This window comes from Mycolicibacterium neworleansense, from assembly GCF_001245615.1.
Classification (GTDB): Bacteria; Actinomycetota; Actinomycetes; order Mycobacteriales; family Mycobacteriaceae; genus Mycobacterium; species Mycobacterium neworleansense.
In genome coordinates, this window is record NZ_CWKH01000003.1 from 898,936 (window position 1) to 916,525 (window position 17,590).

Below are 17,590 nucleotides of genomic sequence, written 5' to 3' on the forward strand. Positions count from 1 at the left end.
CTAGTCAGGCGGCCTCGGTCAGTACCGAAAATCCTCGCCACCGGTAAACGGTCGGCTCGCACTGATGCAGCAAAGCCAGGTCGATCGCATCCAGCATGGCCTGCCGGGGGCCGGGCCGTCGCAGGTGCCTCGCAGCGACCGCGACCCGCACCGTGCCCTCGCGACGCGCGGTGCGTTCAGCGGCGAGCACGACGGTGCGGCACCACCACGGTTCGGACAGAAATCCTTCGCCGATGCCCACCACCCGGGCGCGCGTCGTGGTCTGCCGGACCAGGTCGGTGATGCCGTTCAGGTCGGCCAGCAAACGAAAGCCGTTGCGTGGCAGCGCCGTCACGGTTCCCTGTGAGACGTTCCAGCCGGGCGCGGCGAACAACCTGGTGCGCAGACCCAGGTGCTCGAGCACCCGGTCGGCGCCCATCAGCCTCAGGTTGGCCTCGTGGGCGGGCAACGAGGCGAACTCACCGCGCCGCTTCTTGGTCGCGGCCTCGTCGTAGCCGTGGAGCACGATGGCGTCGCCGCCGCTGCGCCGACGGGCCAGCCACTGGACGGTGTCGGCATCGCGGTCCAACCGGTAGCCACCCTTGAGCCGCGGCGCCACCATCATCGAGACGGGTACGCCACGGGTGTCGAGCTCGGCGCAGAACGACTCGACATCAGCCATCGTGCGATCGCTGATCTGCGATATCGAGACGATGAGTTGTCCGGTCACGCCGCCAGTGTGGCAACGTCACATGTCGGGACGGTGTCGAACACTCTGACGCGGAATGTCCATTCGGCCATGGCGTGCGTTCAGGACGGCAGAATGGCCTCGATGGCCTCGATCACCTCGGGTGCATCCGGCTCGGTGCGGGGACGGAACCGGTTGGCCACCGCGCCGCCGGGGGCGAGCAGAAACTTCTCGAAGTTCCACTGGATGTCCCCGGCTTCGCCGGCCGCGTCGGTGGCCTTCGTCAGCTCGGTGTAGAGCGGGTGGCGGTCGGCGCCGTTGACGTCGGTCTTGGCCAGCAACGGGAAAGTCACGCCGTAGGTGCTCGAGCAGAACGTCTGGATCTCCTCGGCGGTGCCCGGCTCCTGGCCCATGAACTGGTTGCACGGAACACCGACGACGGTCAGCCCCCGGGCGGCGTAGTCCTGCGCGAGCTTCTCCAGCGCGGTGTACTGCGGCGTCAGCCCGCATTTGGAGGCCACGTTCACCACCAGGACGGCGCCGCTCGCCAACTCGGCCAGCGTCGTCGGCTTGCCGTCAAGGGTGGTCAGCGGAATGTCGTTGAGGCTCATGCCTGGGACGGTACCGGACTAGCCGTCGAACAGGATCGCGGCCAGGCTCTCCACCTTGGCAATCGGATCACCGGCGGTGTCGATCGCGTCGTTGAGCCACAGCATCGAAAATCCGTGCACCAGAGACCAAGCCGCCAGTGCGGCACTTGCCGGATCGGCGGCCGCCTTTGGGTCGGCGAGGGTGCCGACGCCGCGGTTCAGCTCGGCCCCCGCAGCCGATGCGGCCACGACCAGTTCGGCGTCGGTGTCGTCGTAGAGCGATTTGTCGAACATCACCTCATAGTGGCCGGGATGGTCCAGGGCGAAGCGCACATAGGCCTTGGCCGCGTCGATGAACTGCGGCCTGGCGTCGGTCAGCGCGGCGGCCAGCAGCCGGAACCCTTCGGTGGCCAGTGCGGTGAACAGCCCGCGCCGGTCGGTGAAGTGGTGCGCGGGGGCGGCGTGCGAAACGCCCGCGGCGCGCGCGAGTTCGCGCAGCGAGATGCCGTCGGCGCCCCGTTCCGCCACCAGAGCGGCGGCCTGAGCGAGGATCACGGCCTTGAGATCGCCGTGGTGATAACTCATGTGGGCCATCGTAATCCCATATCTTGACAGCGCCTAGATTGCGGGTAGCGTGTCCATCTAGACACCGACAAGATCGGAGCTGCGATGGCTGTCTTCCTGACCCTGATCCTCGGTAGCGTGGCCGCCCGGACCATCGGCCTGCTGGGCGTGGACTACCTCGACAGCTGGCCCGAGGCCATCACGGTCGGACTGGCCGCCATGTTCGTCATGACCGGCGTCGCGCACTTCGTCAATCCGCTGCGGCGCGACATGATCGCGATCGTGCCGCCGGCCCTGCCCGCGCCCGGCACCCTGGTGACCGTCACCGGCGTGCTGGAACTGGCGGGTGCCGTGGGCCTGCTCTATCCGCCCACCCGCGTGGTGGCCGCCGTCTGCCTGCTGCTGCTCATGCTGGCGATGTTCCCGGCCAACGTCTATGCGGCCCGGATGCCGAACCCGCCGAAGTCGATGACCTCGCGGTTAAGCGTCCGGACCGCCGAAGAGGCTGTCTACCTGGCCGCTGCCGTAGTTGTCGCGGTCGGCGGCAGCTAGCAGCCAGGCGTACTGGAACGCGGCTTCCTTCCACCGCTCGTACCGACCGGACAGACCGCCGTGACCGGCCACCATCTCGGTCTTGAGCAGCACAGGATGACCGTCGGTCTTCGTATGCCGCAGAGCCGCAACCCATTTGGCCGGTTCGACGTAATAGACCCGGGTGTCGTTGAGCGAGGTCATCGCCAGGATCGCCGGATAGTCCTGCGCCGTCACGTTCTCGTAGGGCGTATAGGACTTCATGTAGCGGTAGACCTCGGGGTCCTCCAACGGATTTCCCCACTCATCCCATTCGGTCACCGTCAACGGCAACGATGGATCGAGGATGGTCGTCAACGCATCGACGAACGGCACCTGAGCCAGGATCCCGGCGAACAGCTCCGGCGCCATGTTGGCCACCGCGCCCATCAACAATCCGCCGGCACTGCCGCCGAGGGCCACCAGATTCTGCGGGCGGGTCACCCCGGAGTCGACGAGATGCCGTGCCGCCGCGATGAAGTCGGTGAACGTGTTGGTCTTCTCCAGCAGCTTGCCGTGCTCGTACCACGGCCGGCCCAACTCGCCGCCGCCACGCACATGGGCGATCACGAACACCATGCCGCGGTCCAGCAGCGACAACCGGGCGATCGAGAACCGAGGGTCCTCACACGACTCGTAGGCGCCGTAGCCGTACAGCAGCGCCGGCGCCGGGAACTGCAGTCCGGCCCGGTGGATGATCGAAACGGGGACCCGCGTCCCATCGGAAGCGGTCGCCCAATCCCGGCGCTCCACATAGTCTTCCGGCCGGTAACCACCCAGCACCGGTTGCTCGCGCAGCAAGGTGCGCTCACCGGTGGCCAGGTCCAGGTCGTAGATCCGTGCCGGGGTGATGAACGACGTCGCGCCGATGCGCAGCTTGGGGGTGGACCAGTTCGGGTTGCCACCCATTCCCGCGGCGGTCAGCTCAGAGTCGAAGGTCAGCTCCTCGCGCCTGCCGTACCCGTCGGCGGTCAGCGGCCACAGTGCCATCTTCGGCAATGCCTCACTGCGGTAACTGATCACCAGGAAACCGTCGAACGCGTCGACCCCGTCGAGGCGCACGTCCGACCGGTGCTCGATCACGGTGCGGAAATCGCTCGGGTCGTCGACCGGGGCGTCCACCAGCATGAAGTTCTCTGCACCATCGTTGTGCAGGATCAGGAACCGGTCCTCGCCCCCGACCACCGCGTGCTCGACGGAGTACTCCACCAGGTCCCGGCGCTCCCACACCGTGGTGAGCTCGGCGGTCGGATCGTTCGCGTCGACATAGCGGACCTCGGTGGTGACGGCGCTGCCCGACGCGACGAACAGGTATTTGTCGCTGCGGCTGCGGCCGATCGCGACCCAGAACCGTTCGTCGGGTTCGTGATACACCTTCTCGGCGGGCAGGCCCGATGCCAACCGGTGCCGCCACACGGTATCGGGCCGCCAGGCCTCGTCGACCGTCGTGTAGTACAGCGTGCGACTGTCGGCCGCCCAGGTGCCGCCGGCGCCGATCCCGGTGATGGTGTCGTCGTAGAGCTCGCCGGTGCGTAAATCCTTGAACTTCAAGGTGTATCGCTCGTCGCCCAAGACATCGACGGAGTAGGCCAGGATATTGCCGTCCAGGCTCACCGTGGCCGCGCCCAGCGAGAAGTACTCGTGACCGTCGGCCTCGATGTTCTCGTCGAGCAGAACCTGCTCACCGGGAATATCGGCGTCACCGTCGAGCTCAGGCGGAGTCCAGTCGTCGGCATCGTCGATCGGGCACCGGCAGTGCACCGCGTACTGCTTGCCCTCGAAGCTGCGTGCGTAGTACCACCAGCCGGCCCGGCGCATCGGCACCGACAGATCGGTCTCCTTGGTGCGCGCCTTGATCTCGTCGAAGATCTTCTGCCGCAACGGCTCCAGGTGGGCGGTGGCGACGTCGGTGTAGGCGTTCTCGGCCTCCAGGTGCGCGATCACCTCGGGGTTGTCCTTGTCGCGCAACCATTCGTAGGGGTCGATGAACACGTCGCCGTGGTGCTCGCGGCGATGGTTGCCGCGCTTGGCGACCGGCGGCTGCACGGACTGGCTCATGCACCGATCCAATCGTCGAAGCGCAGGCCCGAAATCCGTTCGTAGGCCTCGATATACCGGTCGCGGGTGGCGGCCACGATCTCCTCGGGCAACGGCGGGGGCGGGGTATCACCCTTGCGGTCCCAGCCCGAGTCCGGCCCGGTCAGCCAGTTGCGGACGAACTGCTTGTCGAAGCTGTCCTGGACCACGCCCTGCCGGTAGGACTCGGCGCGCCAGTACCGCGACGAGTCCGGGGTGAAGACCTCATCGGCCAGCACCACGTTGCCGTGGTCGTCGACGCCGAACTCGAACTTGGTGTCGGCGATGATGATGCCCCGGGTCAACGCGTGGTCGGCACCTTGGATGTAGGTCTGCAGCGTGCGTTCCTTCAACTGGTTGGCCAGCTGGGGCCCGACCAGATCGATCACATGGGCGAACGAGATGTTCTCGTCATGCTCGCCGATGTCGGCCTTGGTGGCCGGGGTGAACAGCGGCTCGTCGAACTTGCTCGCCTCGCCCAGCCCCGGCGGCAGCGGGATACCGCACACCGAACCCGAGGCCTGGTAGTCGAGCAGGCCCGAGCCGGTCAGATAACCGCGGGCCACACATTCCACCGGCAGCATCTTCAGCTGCTTCACCACCAGCGCACGGCCCAGCACCTCGGCGGGAATGCGTTCGTCGTCCGGCGGCCCGGCCAGATGATTGGGCGCGCTGATCAGGTCGAAGAAGAACACGCTCATCGCCGTCAGGATCCGGCCCTTGTCCGGGATCTGCGAGTCGAGGACGTAGTCGTAGGCCGAGATGCGGTCGGTCGCCACGAACAGCAGGTGCTCGTCATCGATGCGGTACAACTCGCGGACTTTGCCGCTGGCCAGGTGCTGGTAGTCGGACAGAGCAGGGCGCATTGGGCCAGCCTATGTGTTGGGATCGGTTTCATGAGATCGCGGTACCTGCCCTATGCCACCAGACCCGGCCGCTTGTTGGCGCAGTTGTTCAGCGACGTGGCCGTCATCACCTGGACCGCCGTGTGGATATTGGTCGGGTTGGCCGTGCATTCCGCGGTGGCGACCATTGCCGAAGTCGGCAGGCAGGTCCAGAACGGCGCCAACGGGGTTGCTGACAACCTGGGCTCCGCTGGTGACAGCACCGACAACGTTCCCCTGATCGGCGACACGTTGAGCAAGCCGCTGCGCGCAGCCAGCGAAGCGGCCCTCGACATCGCCGGGGCGGGCGCCAACCTGGACAGCACGGCGAGCTGGCTGGCCTGGGTGCTGGCCCTGGCGGTGGCCGCCGCGCCGATCCTGTTCGTGATGATGCCGTGGCTGTATCTGCGGGTGCGGTTCTTCCGGCGCAAGTGGACCGCGATCACCCTGGCCTCCACGGCTGCCGGCGAACAACTGCTGGCGCTGCGGGCACTGGCCAACCGGCCGCTGGCCAAGCTGACCGCGGTGACCGATGACCCCGTTGGTGCGTGGCGCAGTCAAGATCAGCAGGCCATTCGCGGCCTGGCGGCCCTGGAGCTGCGTTCGGCCGGCATGCGTTGGCGCCGCATCCAGTGATTTGTGCACCCGGACACTCGGTGAGCGTGTGTGCGCGTGCACAAATCACTGGGGTGGGAACCGGTTGACGGCGCAACCGCGTCCAAACGCATGTGCTTGAGGACTTTCTGCGAGACCAGGACGGGGTGATCACCTTGGCCCAAGCCAAACAGGCAGGGCTGAGCCAGCAGGCAGTGAACCGGCGGGTCCACTCTGGACGCTGGCTGCGCTGTTCACGCGGGGTGTACTTCGCCGACGACCGCCCGTTTACCGAGGCCGCAAGGATCCGCGCCTCCGTCTGGTCACTCGGTCCGCGGGCGACTGCCAGTGGCCTGGCTGCCGCGTGGTGGCACGGCGTGACCAAGTACGCCCCCGACGATGTCGAGGTCACCGTTCCAAGGGTGAGCAACCACTCGCGGCGGCCCGGCATCCGCGCTCGCAGGCGGGACCTCGACCCACGGGACGTCATCGAACGCAGGGGCCTGCGAGTGACCGCACTACCGCTGACCGTGGTCGAGGCCGCCGCCCGCCGAGGCGGCGGCGCCAAGCTCATGGATTCTGCCCTGCAGCGCCACACCGAACTGCGTGACCTGTGGCGGGCGCATCTGCGGAACAAGGGCCGGCACGGCTCCCCCGCCGCCCGGATATTGCTCATCGCCGCCGCCGACGGCGCGCGCTCGGCGGCCGAACGGCTGCTGATCAAGCTGCTCAGAGAAGCCGGCCTCACCGGCTGGAAGGCCAATTACCGCCTCGGCCGGTATGTCATCGACGTGGCTTTTCCGGCTCACAGGCTGGCGATCGAGACCGACGGTTGGGCGTTCCACAGTGATCAGGAGGATTTCCAGAAAGACCGGGTCAAGCAGAACGAAATCGCGTTGACGGGCTGGCAGGTGCTGCGGTTCACCTGGCTGGATCTGACCGAGTATCCGCAGCGGGTGATCGCCGAGGTCCGTTTCGCTATCGAGTGCCGCTCAGGCGCCGCAGCCAGCTTCCGAACGGGTGCCGCACGGTGACCGACCCCATCCGCACGCGGCCGCGCACGATGAGGTGCAGTTGATCTGAGGGCGGGCTGCTGCGCACCTTGACCGTGGCGCTGCCTGCGACAGCGTTGACGCCGTTGACATCTGCGGTCGCCGATGCGGGCACGATCAGCTCGGTCGAGCTGCAGTAATCGTCGAGGAGGACTTCGACTACCGGCCCAGGCAGTACCGCCGAGGTGAAGTCCAGCGTGGTGCTGCACATCCGGCTTTTCACATGCAGGGCGGGGGCCACCCGCCATTGCCCGCGCCGCACGATCGACGACATCCAGCCACGCAGCTCCTCGGGCGGAAGCTGTGCCGCCGGCAGCGTCATCGGCAGGTCCGCCACGACCGCTGACAGTTCGCCACGGGTGCGCGCGGCCAGTGCCGCGTCGTAGCGCTCGCTGAATTCGTCGAGCGTGATCATGCCCTCGGCTACCGCGCGTTCGAGCAGGTGCCCCACCTTCGCGCGTTCGGCGTCTGAGACTCGGAGATGGTCATGTTGGCCTGAGTCCATGTCCCGAGGTTAGGCGAACTCGACGACCATGTGCCGGATGCCGGTGTGCCGGTTGCTGCGGGTCCATTCGACGGGCTTGACCAGCTGAGCCGACGAAAACCGGGACAGCAGTTCCTCGTACAGCACCCGCAACTCCAGCCGGGCCAGATTGGCGCCCAGGCAGTAGTGGATGCCGTAGCCGAAACCCAAGTGCGGGTTGGGCTTACGGGTGATGTCGAAGGTGTCGGCATCGGAGAACACCAGTGAGTCCCGGTTCGCCGACCCTTCCCAGACCTGGACCTTCTGGCCGGGCTCGATGTCGCAGCCGCCCAATGTCACCGCTCGGGTCGCCGTGCGGCGTTTGGACGGTGACGGCGAGGTCCAGCGCACCATCTCCTCGATCGCGGTGGGCAGTTCGGTGAGATCCTCACGCAACAACGCCATCTGTGAAGGGTTTTCGATCAGGGCCAGCAGCCCGCCCGCCACGGCGTTGCGCGTGGTCTCGGCACCGGCGCTGAACAGCAGGCTGAAGAACAGGTACAGCTCCACTTCAGAGAGGGGAAGCAGCGAGTCGTCCAGCTTTGCGTTGGCCACGACCGAGAGCATGTCGTCAGTCGGCTCGGCCCGTTTCTCCGCGATCAACTCGGACCCGTAGGTGTACATCCGCGAGCCGGCCTCCTCGGCCGACAACTGTGCCATGGCCGCCGACCGCGAGCCGCCGAAGTCGAACTGCGGCTCGATCGCCTGGAACAGCCAATGCCGTTCGGATTCAGGCACTCCCAGCAGGATGCAGATCATCTGCATCGGCAGCTCGGCGGCCACGTCGACCAGGAAATCAAACCCCACACCGGGCTCAATCCCGTCGAGCAACCGGCGGGTGCGGGCGCGCAGATCGTCTTCGACCCGCCGGATCATCCGCGGGGTGAGCCCGGAGCTGACCAGTCGACGGATCTCGGCATGTCGCGGGTCGTCCATCATGTTGAGCACCTGCCCGGCGATGGACAGGTCCTGCAGCAGGGTGCCTCCGTAGGGCCGATCTCCGCCGGTCACCGACGAATAGGTCTCCGCATCACGCAGTACCGCAAGGGTTTCGGCGTGGGTGGCCACCGACCAGAAGCCTTCGGCGTCCGGTGTGTGTTCCGTCGGCGGATGCCAGTACACCGGGGCTTCGCGGCGGTGCGCGGCGAACAACTCGTGCGGGAATCCGGCAGCGAAGTTGTCCAGATCGGTGAGGTCGGCCGCCAAACTCACAAGATGGCGCCCGAGGTGTACTTGGCGGCTTCCGGGTAGCGGCTGACGAGTTCGTCGACGGCGGCGACGACTCCGTCGACCTGCGCGCCGGCGGCGCCGGTGAATGCCTGCTTGTCGGCCAGCGCGGCTTCCAGGGCGGCCCGGTCCAGTGGCAGCCGCGGGTCGGCGGCGAGCCGGTCGAGCAGGTCGGGCTCCATCCCGCGCTCACGCATGTCCAGTGCGACGGCGACAGCGTGTTCCTTGATGACCTCGTGCGCGGTTTCCCGGCCGACCCCGGCCCGCACCGCGGCGATCAGGATGCGAGTGGTGGCCAGGAACGGCAGGTAGCGGTCCAGTTCGCGCTGGATGACGGCCGGGTAAGCGCCGAACTCGTCGAGCACGGTCAGGATGGTCTCGGTCTGCCCGTCGAGGGCGAAGAACCCGTCGGGCAGGGCGACGCGGCGCACCACCGAACAGAACACGTCGCCCTCGTTCCACTGCGCCCCGGCCAGTTCGGCGGCCATCGAGGCATAGCCGCGCAGCACCACCTGCAGGCCGTTGACCCGCTCGCAGGAACGGGTGTTCATCTTGTGCGGCATGGCCGAGGAGCCGACCTGACCGGGCGCGAAGCCCTCGGTGACCAGTTCGTGGCCGGCCATCAGCCGGATGGTGTGTGCCAGCGAGGACGGCCCGGCGCCCACCTGCACCAGTGCGGAGAGCACGTCGTGGTCCAGCGAGCGCGGGTAGACCTGCCCGACACTGGTGAAAACTTCTGTGAATCCCAGGAATTGGGCGACCCGACGCTCCAGCTCGGCGAGCTTGGCGGTGTCTCCGTCGAACAGGTCGAGCATGTCCTGGGCCGTGCCCATGGGGCCCTTGATGCCGCGCAGCGGGTAGCGGTCGATCAGCTCACGCAGCCGGGTCAGGGCCACCAGGCTTTCTTCGGCTGCCGAGGCGAACCGCTTGCCCAGCGTGGTGGCCTGGGCGGCAACGTTGTGCGACCGGCCGGCCATCACCACGTCGCGGTAGACGACGGAACGCTCGGCCAGCCGGGCCACCACCGCGACCCCGTGGGCGAACACCAGCTCGAGGGAGCGGCGGATCTGCAGCTGCTCGACGTTCTCGGTGAGGTCGCGGCTGGTCATGCCCTTGTGGATGTGCTCGTGGCCGGCCAGCGCGTTGAATTCTTCGATGCGCGCCTTGACGTCGTGGCGGGTGACGCGTTCGCGCGCGGCGATCGACGGCAGGTCCACGTTCTCCAGGACGCGCTCGTAGTCGTCGACGACGCCGTCTGGCACGGGCACGCCCAGCTCAGCCTGTGCCCGCAGCACGGCGAGCCAGAGTCGGCGTTCGGCGACGATCTTGGCCTCCGGCGACCAGATCGCGACCATTTCGTCGCTGGCGTAGCGGTTGGCCAGAACATTCGGGATCGTCACGAACACACAGCTTACGGCCCGCGCCGGGGTACCAATGAGACAGTGGACGGATGTACTTCGTCGGACTCGACCTCGCGTGGGGCGAGAAGAACCAGACGGGTGTGGCCGCGATCGACTCCGGTGGGCGGGTGCTCCACGTCGGGGTGGCGCAGGACGACGACGAAATCGCGGCGACCATAGAGCCGTACGTCAGCGGCGACTGCCTGGTCGCCATCGACGCGCCCCTCATCGTGGAGAACTCGACGGGCCACCGGCCGTGCGAGCGGGATCTCAACCGCGACTTCCAGCGGTTCGACGCCGGGGCGCGGCCGGCCTTCACCGAGCGTCCGGAGTTCAAGCATCCGCGTGGCGCGCGGATCGCGTCGGCGCTGGGCCTGGACATGGATCCGTCATCGGCGTCGAACCGGCGGGCGATCGAGGTCTACCCGCACCCGGCGAGCATCGTGCTGTTCGGCTTGGACAAGACGCTCAAGTACAAGCGCGGTACCTTCGGCGACCGGCAGCGCGAACTGCTGAAGCTGATGACGTTCATCGAGGAACTCGACACCGCTACGCCTCGGCTGCGGGCGAACCGCAATGTCAACTGGGTGGAGCTGCGTCGGCGGATCGAGGCCGCCACCCGGCCCGGGCAGCTGGACCGCGACGAGGATCCCGTCGACGCGCTGCTGTGCGCCTACATCGCGTTGTACTGGTACCACCGGCCCGAGGACGTGACGATCTACGGCGACTTCGCCTCGGGCTACATCGTGACCCCGTCGCTGCCCGCGGACCGGCTTCCCCGGCCGCGTCCCGCACCGGTGCGCCAGGCCGCACCTTCCAAGGCGGTCGCCGAGTACGCGGCCCGGCGCCCCGACCTGGTGGCCGCCACCGAGCAGTACCTCAAGCTGGTCACCGGACTGCTCGATGAGGCCGGCATCAACTACCTGAGCATCACGGCCCGCACCAAGAGCGTCGATTCGTTCGCCATGAAGGCCAATCGCCGGGCTGTCGACGGCACGCCGATGTACAGCGACCCGCTGGTGGAGATCACCGATCAGGTGGGCTTGCGGGTCATCACCTATCTGCGTGAGGACGTCGACGCGGTGGCCAACCTGCTGGCCGAGGAGATGCGGCTGCTCGACGACCAGGACATGGGTCTGCAGACCGCCCGTCAGGGCCGGTGGGGGTACGCGAGCCGGCATCTGTTGTTCGGGGTCGAGGGCGAGCAGTATCCGGCGTCCATCCAGGTGCGCACCGTCTTGCAGCACGCATGGGCCGAGTTCGAGCACGACGTGCGGTACAAGGGCTCGATACCGGCTGAGCATGTGAGCGAGCTGGACCGCCGCTTCACCTTGGCCGCCGGCCTGCTGGAATTGGCCGACCGTGAGTTCACCGAGATCCGGGAACGGTTGCGGCAGACCATGACCGACGAAGGGGAGGTAGAACCCCCGGGGTTCGCCAGGGACGCGCGCATCCCCACCCCGGTGCTGGCCACCTATCTGGGCAACCGCTTCCCCGACGCCGGCTGGTCACGCACGGACCACTACGGCTGGATCTCGGGTTTGCTGCTCGAACTCGGCATCACCTCACTGGATGCGCTGACGGGCGTGCTGGATTCGGTGGACACCGATGAGATCAACCGGCTGATGGATTACCGGTACCCGCCGGGTGCGGTGCGCCGCCTCGATGACGCGTTGCTGGCCGTGTTCGGTGACCGCTACATCGGGCTGGACGGCAATGCACACCGGATCCCGTTGCTGCAGAACCGGATCGAAAAGCTGCGTAAAGAGCTCTAGGGCGCGTCACTGAGGTGGGTGGGGTCGGTGATGCCCGCCCCGCGAATACCGAGCTGCCGGTTGATCAGCATGGTGATGCCGAACAGTACGACGCCGGTGGCGACGAGCGCCAGGGCGAGGATGTACTGCTCGGGTGGGCGGCCCGATGTCGGCAGCACCAGATACAGCGAGGCGATGAAGCCGATGACCGGCAGTGCCGTCGGAGTCTTGAAGTGCCCGCCCTCTTTTCGGACATCGCGGCGCAGCACCAGGACCGCGACGTTGACCATGGCGAACACCGCGAGCAACAGCAGTGACGTGGTGCCTCCGAGGATCGCAACCGTGTCCCCGCTCGCGAACGCCGACACGTAGAAGATCAGCCCGAAGGCGATGAGCGTGGTGAAGATGATTGCCACCCAGGGGGTGTGCCGCTTCGGATGCACCGACCCGAGCACCGGCGGCAGCACGTGCTGGCGGGCCATCCCGTAGATCAGGCGGCTGGCCATCAGCATGTTGATCAGCGCGGTGTTCGATACGGCGAACATGGAGATGACCGGGAGGATGTTCGCGAACGGCAGCCCTGGCGCTGCGGCCTGCATGACCTTCACCAGCGGGGAGGAATCGGCTTCGGCGAGTTCGCCGACCGGTACCAATGCCACGGCGATCACGGCGACGACGATGTAGACGCAGCCGGCGATACCCAGGCCCGTCAACAACACCTTGGGGAAGATCCGGACCGGATCCTTGGTCTCCTCGGCCATATTGACCGAATCTTCGAATCCGACCATCGCGAAGAAGGCCAGCGACGTCGCCGCGGTGACCGCGATGAACGCGTTCTTCTCCTCGGAGGTGTCGAATGCGACGACCCGGGAGAAGTCGACGTCGACACCGCTGACGATGGCCCACAACCCCACCACGACCACGATCACCAGACCGGTGATCTCGATGAACGTGAGGACGACGTTGAGCTTGACGCTTTCACTGACGCCGCGGAGGTTCACGGTCGCGATGAGCAGCATGAACAATAGCGCCAGCGCCACGGTTCCCAGCCGTTGCCAGCTGAAGATGTGGTCGAAGTTGATCTCGATCGCGTCGAAGAAGCTGATCGCGAAGAACCGCGAAGCCGTTGAGGCCGAGGTAATTCCGGAACACATCACGATGAACGCCACCAGGAAGGTGACGAACTGGATGCCAAATGCCTTGTGCGCGTACAGCGCAGCGCCGGCCGCCTGCGGATACTTGGTGACCAGCTCGAGGTAGCTGAACGCGGTGATGGTGGCGATCACGAACGCCGCCAGGAACGGAAGCCATGCGGCACCGCCGACTTCTTTGGCGACCTGACCGGTGAGCGCATAGACGCCCGTGCCGAGGATGTCGCCGACGACGAACAGCAGTAACAGTCCGGGTCCCATCACCCGCTTGAGCTGTGGCTCCTCCGCGGTTGCGGGTTGCGACATTCCCCCTCCTTCAGCCGGTCAGACGCGTACCCGCCCGCTCGTCGACGGGCGCCAGCACGTCGATGACGTCGATCAACGTGGCGCGGGCGCTGGCTCTGGGCCCCTCCCCTTCGTCGACCAACGATGCCACAACTGCTCCGTCCACGGCGCACACCAGTGCGGTGACCAGTTCTGCGCGCACCGAGCGGCCCGAGCGTTCCACCACCTCGACCACGGCGTCGGTGCGCTGCTGGAGGATGCGGCGCTGGATATCGCGCAACCCGGGCTGCCGGGCGCAGGCGATGTAGCGCTCGTAGCGAGAGATCAGTTCCTCGGTTCCGCGGCGTTCCCGGGATTCCCCGAGCAACAAATCGACGAGGACGTCGGCGGTCGATTCGGCGCCCCGACGCCGCCGCGAGAGCGCGGCCACGCCGGCGCTGAGTTGTTCGGCTTCCTGGGTTCCGATGTACTCGACGGCCTTCGCGATGAGGTCATCCAGTGAGGAGAAGTAGTACGTCGTGGACGCCAGCGGAAGGCCGGCACGACGCGCCACAGCACGGTGCCGGACGGCGTCGAAACCGCCTTCACAGAGCAATTCAGCGGCCGCCCTGACGAGGGCGTACCGCCGACGCTCCCCTTTAGGAGTGACCGCTGCCGTCACCTTCCACATGCTGCCAGCCGGGCCCCCTCCACATCGGGCTTTCGGCCAATCATCAGGCTTTACTCAGGTTTTGCCAACGCATCGGCAATGCGACGAGAATGCCACTGACCGATGCCATTGGCGGGCGATGGCAAGATGGCCCGCATGCCCAACTTGACCCGTCGCGCAGTCCTGCGCCTCGGCGTCGGTGCGGCTGCCGGCGCCGCCGGTGCTGTAGCCCTCGCCTCCGCCCCTGTCGTACCGGCCAGCCCGGTGGTTGCCCCGACGTTCAGCAGCGGTTCCTTCCCCTCGGCCGCGCGCGGCGGCACGAACACCAACTGGGCCATCGCGCGCCCGCCGGGCCAGACCGGCAAACTTCGTCCGGTGATCGCCCTGCACGGCAAAGGGCAGGACGCCGCCGGTGTGATGGCCGGCGGAGTGGAGCAGGGCCTGGCCGAGGCGGTGGCCGCCGGGCTGCCGCCGTTCGCGGTGGTCGCGGTCGACGGTGGTGGAAGCTACTGGCACAAGCGTGCATCCGGTGAGGATTCGGGCGCGATGGTGCTCGACGAGCTGATCCCGATGCTGGGCGAACAGGGCCTGGACACCTCACGGGTTGGGTTCCTGGGCTGGTCGATGGGCGGCTACGGCGCGCTGCTGCTGGGTTCACGCCTCGGTGCGGCGCGCACCGCGGCGATCTGTGCCGTCAGCCCGGCGCTGTGGACATCCTCGGGGGCGGCTGCGCCGGGGGCCTTCGACAGCGCGGCGGATTACGCCGCCAACAGTGTCTGGGGCCAGCCCGCGTTGGGCTCGATCCCGATCCGGATCGATTGCGGCAACAGTGATCCGTTCTATTCGGCCACCAAGCAGTTCATCGCCGAGCTGCCCAATCCGCCGGCCGGCGGCTTCTCCCCCGGCGGCCATGACGGCAGCTTCTGGAGTTCGCAGTTGCCCGCCGAGATCGCCTGGATGGCCCCACTGCTGGTCGCCTAGACGCTGATGCGCCCCTCGGCGGCGGCCAGACCGATGTCGGTGCGGAAGTGGCTGCCCGGCAAGCGGATCGACTTGGCCAGCGCGTAGGCCGCATCGCGGGCGGCGAGCAGGTCCGCGCCGGTGCCGACCACCGAGAGCACCCGGCCGCCTGAGGACACCACCTCGCCGTCCTCGCGCCGTGCCGTGCCGGCATGCAGCACACCGTCGGCTTCGGATCCGTGGATGACGTCGCCGACGCGGGGCCGGCCGGGGTAGTTCTCCGCGGCCACCACAACGGTCACCGCGTAGCCGTCGTGCCACTGCAGGTCGCCGAATGAGGCGAGCTCGCCGGTGGCCGCGGCGTTCAGCAGCTGCCCGAGCGGTGAATCAAGCAGGGCCAGAACCGATTGCGTCTCCGGATCGCCGAAGCGGCAGTTGAACTCCACGACCGCCGGGCCGTTGGAGGTGATGGCCAGGCCGGCGTAGAGCAGGCCCGAGAACGAGCTGCCGCGCGCAACCAATTCTGCCGCAACCGGTTTGACGACCTCCTCGACAATCTGAGTTTCCACCGAGTCCGGCAGCCAGGGCAACGGGGCGTAGGCGCCCATGCCGCCGGTGTTCGGTCCGGTGTCGCCGTCGCCGACGCGCTTGAAGTCCTGTGCGGGCAGCAGCGGCACCACCGTGGCGCCGTCGACCACGCAGAACAGTGACACCTCGGGACCGTCCAAAAACGATTCCAGCAGCACCGGATGCCCGGAATCGAGCAGGCCGGCGGCATGCGCCCGGGCGGCGTCGCGATCGGCGCTGACCACCACACCCTTACCGGCGGCCAGTCCGTCGTCCTTGACCACCCAGGCGGCCTGGCCGGCGGGCGGGCCGAAGCGGTCCAGTGCGGCGTCGAGGTGTGCCGGGTTGTCGACGATCTCGCTGCCGGCGGTCCGGACCCCGGCCGCGGCCATCACGTCCTTGGCGAAGGCCTTCGAACCCTCGATACGCGCGGCGTCCTTGCTCGCGCCGAAGCAGGCGATGCCGGCGGCCCGCACCGCGTCGGCCACGCCGAGCACCAGCGGAACCTCGGGGCCGATCACCACCAGGTCGCTGTTGATGCGCTGGGCCAACTTCACCACGGCCTCGCCGGAGGTGATGTCGACGTCGTACTGATCGGCGATGGATTGGGTACCGGCGTTGCCGGGTGCCACCGCCAACTCCTCCACCTGCGGGTCGCGGCGCAGGGCCAGCAGCAGGGCGTGTTCACGGGCACCGGATCCGATAACGAGGACGCGCACGGACGTAGCGTAGCGGGAAACACACGGGCATACACTTGACGCCACAGTGTATGGTCGACACCAGGAATGTGCTCGCCGTCACACGAGGAGATGATCCGGCTTGACCACCATGAATGCTTGCCCGTTCGGCGCCGGTTACGACTTCACCGATCCCGACGTCCTGCTGCGCGGGATTCCCGTCGACGAGTTCGCCCAGCTGCGCAAGACCGCGCCGGTGTGGTGGAACGAGCAGGACGAGTCGATCTTCGATGACGGCGGATACTGGGTGATCACCCGGCACGAGGACATCAAGACCATCTCCCGCGACGGCGGCACGGTCTGGTCGACGAACGCCAAGGGTGCCGTCATGCGATTGCCCGATGGCGTGACCTCAGAACAGCTCGACCTCACCAAGGCGCTGCTGATCAACCACGACGCCCCCGAGCACACCCGGCTACGGAAGCTGGTGTCGCGACTGTTCACCCCGCGTTCGGTGGCAGCGTTGGAGGAGAAGCTGGCCGTGGCGGCCCGCAACATCGTGGCCGAGGCCGCCAAGAAGGACAGCGGCAACTTTGTCGACGACATAGCGATGAGCCTGCCGCTGCAGGCCATCGCGGACCTGATCGGCGTGCCCGAGGAAGACCGGGAAAAGCTGTTCCACTGGACCAACGCCATCATGAACACCGACGATCCGGATTTCGACAGCGATCCGACCATGGCCAACGCCGAGCTGATGGGCTACGCCTACACCATGGCCGAGCAGCGGCGGCAATGCCCGGCCGACGACATCGTGACCCGGCTCGTGCAGGCCGACGTCGACGGAGACTCACTCGGCGAGGTGGAATTCGCGTTCTTCGTGATCCTGCTGGCCGTGGCCGGCAACGAGACCACCCGCAACGCCATGACCCACGGGATGAACGCGTTCCTCGAAAACCCGGACCAGTGGGAGCTTTTCAAGCGTGAACGCCCGGAGACCGCGGTCGACGAGATCATCCGCTGGGCCACCCCGGTGCACTGTTTCCAGCGCACCGCACTCGTCGACACCCAGATCGGCGATGTGACCGTGAAGGCCGGGCAACGCGCCGGCCTGTTCTACAGCTCGGCGAACTACGACGAAGAAGTCTTCGAGTCGCCCTTCACCTTCGACATCCTGCGCAGTCCCAACCCGCACCTGGCCTTCGGCGGCAACGGCGCGCATTTCTGCATCGGCGCCAACCTGGCGCGGATGGAGATCAAGCTGATGTTCAACGAGATCGCCGATCAGATTCCCGACATCACCAAACTGGGTGAGCCGCAACGCCTCCGGTCGGGTTGGATCAATGGCATCAAGGACCTGCAGGTGTCCTACCACGGTTGACCGGTGGTGTGACCGGCCCGTT

The 17,590-nt window shown here is 67.2% G+C and carries 17 protein-coding genes; 6 read left to right on the forward strand and 11 right to left on the reverse strand.

The window, feature by feature from the left end:
• Positions 1–4 precede the first annotated feature (4 nt).
• The 3 genes from BN2156_RS29015 to BN2156_RS29025 form a co-directional block, all read right to left on the reverse strand.
• Positions 5–709: a DUF2334 domain-containing protein gene (locus BN2156_RS29015; RefSeq protein ID WP_090518308.1), complete on the reverse strand. Its 705-nt coding sequence runs from the start codon at positions 707–709 to the stop codon at positions 5–7.
• A gap of 80 nt (positions 710–789) precedes the next feature.
• Positions 790–1,278 carry a glutathione peroxidase gene (locus BN2156_RS29020; RefSeq protein ID WP_090518309.1) on the reverse strand — a complete coding sequence of 163 codons (489 nt, stop codon included), beginning with the start codon at positions 1,276–1,278 and terminating at the stop codon, positions 790–792.
• A gap of 18 nt (positions 1,279–1,296) precedes the next feature.
• Complete coding sequence (locus BN2156_RS29025) at positions 1,297–1,842, reverse strand: TetR/AcrR family transcriptional regulator (protein WP_090518632.1); 546 nt, start codon at positions 1,840–1,842, stop codon at positions 1,297–1,299.
• 84 nt (positions 1,843–1,926) lie between these two features.
• On the opposite strand from BN2156_RS29025, the gene BN2156_RS29030 reads away from it, so the two are divergent.
• On the forward strand, positions 1,927–2,373 hold the full coding sequence (locus tag BN2156_RS29030; protein WP_090518310.1) for a DoxX family protein: 447 nt from the start codon (positions 1,927–1,929) through the stop codon (positions 2,371–2,373).
• Here BN2156_RS29030 and BN2156_RS29035 read toward each other — a convergent pair.
• Positions 2,302–4,449 carry a S9 family peptidase gene (locus BN2156_RS29035; RefSeq protein WP_090518311.1) on the reverse strand — a complete coding sequence of 716 codons (2,148 nt, stop codon included), beginning with the start codon at positions 4,447–4,449 and terminating at the stop codon, positions 2,302–2,304. The genes BN2156_RS29030 and BN2156_RS29035 overlap by 72 nt on opposite strands.
• The gene (locus BN2156_RS29040; protein ID WP_090518312.1) at positions 4,446–5,333 is read right to left on the reverse strand and encodes a phosphoribosylaminoimidazolesuccinocarboxamide synthase; all 888 of its coding nucleotides are present in this window, start codon (positions 5,331–5,333) and stop codon (positions 4,446–4,448) included. The genes BN2156_RS29035 and BN2156_RS29040 overlap by 4 nt, the downstream gene beginning before the upstream one ends.
• A 30-nt stretch (positions 5,334–5,363) precedes the next feature.
• Here BN2156_RS29040 and BN2156_RS29045 point away from each other — a divergent pair, with 30 nt between their 5' ends.
• Together BN2156_RS29045 and BN2156_RS29050 are read left to right on the forward strand one after the other, a co-directional pair.
• On the forward strand, positions 5,364–5,987 hold the full coding sequence (locus BN2156_RS29045) for a hypothetical protein (protein ID WP_090518313.1): 624 nt from the start codon (positions 5,364–5,366) through the stop codon (positions 5,985–5,987).
• Between the two features lie 92 nt (positions 5,988–6,079).
• Positions 6,080–6,979: a type IV toxin-antitoxin system AbiEi family antitoxin domain-containing protein gene (locus tag BN2156_RS29050; RefSeq protein ID WP_090518314.1), complete on the forward strand. Its 900-nt coding sequence runs from the start codon at positions 6,080–6,082 to the stop codon at positions 6,977–6,979.
• Here BN2156_RS29050 and BN2156_RS29055 read toward each other — a convergent pair.
• Genes BN2156_RS29055 through purB form a run of 3 tightly spaced genes read right to left on the reverse strand, consistent with a single transcriptional unit; the run spans position 6,924 to position 10,147 of the window.
• Positions 6,924–7,502: a DUF1707 SHOCT-like domain-containing protein gene (locus BN2156_RS29055; protein WP_090518315.1), complete on the reverse strand. Its 579-nt coding sequence runs from the start codon at positions 7,500–7,502 to the stop codon at positions 6,924–6,926. The two genes, BN2156_RS29050 and BN2156_RS29055, sit on opposite strands and share 56 nt — an antisense overlap.
• Before the next feature lie 9 nt (positions 7,503–7,511).
• The gene (locus BN2156_RS29060) at positions 7,512–8,726 is read right to left on the reverse strand and encodes a cytochrome P450 (protein WP_090518633.1); all 1,215 of its coding nucleotides are present in this window, start codon (positions 8,724–8,726) and stop codon (positions 7,512–7,514) included.
• Between the two features lie 2 nt (positions 8,727–8,728).
• Positions 8,729–10,147, reverse strand: a complete 1,419-nt coding sequence (purB, locus tag BN2156_RS29065; RefSeq protein ID WP_090518634.1) for an adenylosuccinate lyase — start codon at positions 10,145–10,147, stop codon at positions 8,729–8,731.
• Positions 10,148–10,197: 50 nt separating this feature from the next.
• Between purB and relZ the strand changes: the two genes are divergently transcribed.
• Positions 10,198–11,922, forward strand: coding sequence for a bifunctional ribonuclease/(p)ppGpp synthase (relZ, locus tag BN2156_RS29070; protein ID WP_090518316.1), 1,725 nt, complete (start codon positions 10,198–10,200; stop codon positions 11,920–11,922).
• Here relZ and BN2156_RS29075 read toward each other — a convergent pair.
• Both BN2156_RS29075 and BN2156_RS29080 read right to left on the reverse strand, forming a co-directional pair.
• Entirely contained in the window at positions 11,919–13,358 is a 1,440-nt protein-coding gene (locus BN2156_RS29075) for an APC family permease (protein WP_090518317.1), read from the reverse strand. The two genes, relZ and BN2156_RS29075, sit on opposite strands and share 4 nt — an antisense overlap.
• 10 nt (positions 13,359–13,368) lie before the next feature.
• Positions 13,369–14,007 carry a TetR/AcrR family transcriptional regulator gene (locus BN2156_RS29080; RefSeq protein WP_162490996.1) on the reverse strand — a complete coding sequence of 213 codons (639 nt, stop codon included), beginning with the start codon at positions 14,005–14,007 and terminating at the stop codon, positions 13,369–13,371.
• A 126-nt stretch (positions 14,008–14,133) separates the two neighbouring features.
• On the opposite strand from BN2156_RS29080, the gene BN2156_RS29085 reads away from it, so the two are divergent.
• Positions 14,134–14,967: an alpha/beta hydrolase gene (locus BN2156_RS29085; RefSeq protein WP_090518636.1), complete on the forward strand. Its 834-nt coding sequence runs from the start codon at positions 14,134–14,136 to the stop codon at positions 14,965–14,967.
• On the opposite strand, the gene purD is transcribed toward BN2156_RS29085, so the two are convergent.
• Complete coding sequence (gene purD, locus BN2156_RS29090) at positions 14,964–16,232, reverse strand: phosphoribosylamine--glycine ligase (RefSeq protein WP_090518318.1); 1,269 nt, start codon at positions 16,230–16,232, stop codon at positions 14,964–14,966. The genes BN2156_RS29085 and purD overlap by 4 nt on opposite strands.
• Positions 16,233–16,341: 109 nt before the next feature.
• Between purD and BN2156_RS29095 the strand changes: the two genes are divergently transcribed.
• Entirely contained in the window at positions 16,342–17,568 is a 1,227-nt protein-coding gene (locus tag BN2156_RS29095; RefSeq protein WP_210436741.1) for a cytochrome P450, read from the forward strand.
• The last annotated feature ends 22 nt before the right edge of the window (positions 17,569–17,590 follow it).

Bases quoted from the DNA above. Each gene is read 5' to 3' on its own strand.
- BN2156_RS29020 (WP_090518309.1), bottom strand. From the start codon at position 1,278: ATGAGCCTCAACGACATTCCGCTGACCACCCTTGACGGCAAGCCGACG.
- BN2156_RS29025 (WP_090518632.1), bottom strand. From the start codon at position 1,842: ATGAGTTATCACCACGGCGATCTCAAGGCCGTGATCCTCGCTCAGGCC.
- BN2156_RS29030 (WP_090518310.1), top strand. From the start codon at position 1,927: ATGGCTGTCTTCCTGACCCTGATCCTCGGTAGCGTGGCCGCCCGGACC.
- BN2156_RS29035 (WP_090518311.1), bottom strand. From the start codon at position 4,449: ATGAGCCAGTCCGTGCAGCCGCCGGTCGCCAAGCGCGGCAACCATCGC.
- BN2156_RS29040 (WP_090518312.1), bottom strand. From the start codon at position 5,333: ATGCGCCCTGCTCTGTCCGACTACCAGCACCTGGCCAGCGGCAAAGTC.
- BN2156_RS29045 (WP_090518313.1), top strand. From the start codon at position 5,364: ATGAGATCGCGGTACCTGCCCTATGCCACCAGACCCGGCCGCTTGTTG.
- BN2156_RS29055 (WP_090518315.1), bottom strand. From the start codon at position 7,502: ATGGACTCAGGCCAACATGACCATCTCCGAGTCTCAGACGCCGAACGC.
- relZ (WP_090518316.1), top strand. From the start codon at position 10,198: ATGTACTTCGTCGGACTCGACCTCGCGTGGGGCGAGAAGAACCAGACG.
- BN2156_RS29075 (WP_090518317.1), bottom strand. From the start codon at position 13,358: ATGTCGCAACCCGCAACCGCGGAGGAGCCACAGCTCAAGCGGGTGATG.
- BN2156_RS29080 (WP_162490996.1), bottom strand. From the start codon at position 14,007: ATGTGGAAGGTGACGGCAGCGGTCACTCCTAAAGGGGAGCGTCGGCGG.
- BN2156_RS29085 (WP_090518636.1), top strand. From the start codon at position 14,134: ATGGCCCGCATGCCCAACTTGACCCGTCGCGCAGTCCTGCGCCTCGGC.
- BN2156_RS29095 (WP_210436741.1), top strand. From the start codon at position 16,342: ATGAATGCTTGCCCGTTCGGCGCCGGTTACGACTTCACCGATCCCGAC.